The 712-nt window shown below is 45.6% G+C and carries 1 pseudogene; it reads left to right on the forward strand.

The features are described 5' to 3' along the window. Positions 1-712, forward strand: a pseudogene (locus MN204_RS20280) (hypothetical protein); the annotation flags it as partial.

Genomic DNA, 712 nt, shown 5'->3' on the forward strand with positions numbered 1-712 from the left:
CGTAATAAAATCCGTCGAGGTTACCGATTATCTCGGCGAGCGACACGGCAATTACCTCACCTTATCGGACGGTAGAATGCTCCGAACATATGAGGATAGTAATGGAAGGGTGAACTATCGATTTGTTACGGAGATTCCTGAAAGTCGTCTGAAGCCAGAGGAAAAGAATGCGTTCCAGAAATCAGTAGATAGCTTTCAAGAATTAGGATCCGACATCTTAGATGGTTTCCAGAATCGATGGGAAAAAGCTACGGATTCACCGTATGACTTTGGTAATTACCTCACCAGTGGGTTACTTGATTTGGGGAAGAATTCGTACAGCGGTCTACAGTATAATGCAGAAAATATGTTCCATTCTCCAAAAGATTTTGTAAACTGGGCAACAATCGGTAGTGTTGATCTGGTTCAGTCAGCCGTAATTCCAGAAGAATCCTTTTCAAAGGAACACTGGCTAGCTAGCTTCGGAATCGCAACTACCTTCGGTGGCGTACGAGGCGTCTCTGCCCCGAAAACAAAACCAAGTACACCAAAAAGCGGAGCAACCGTAAGTCCGACAAAAAGTGGTGTAGCTACCTCACCAGTTACAGCCGCCCCGAAGCTACCAACCTTAACGAATATCCGAGAATGGTATCGGGTACATATGCCAGAGATTGGGCTTGTGCAGAATAGTATGGGTGGTTATCATTTTGTGGTGAGGAAGGGTGAAGGTGGG

It is taken from the genome of Oceanobacillus saliphilus, from assembly GCF_023522835.1.
In the GTDB taxonomy this organism is placed as follows: domain Bacteria; phylum Bacillota; class Bacilli; order Bacillales; family Amphibacillaceae; genus Oceanobacillus; species Oceanobacillus saliphilus.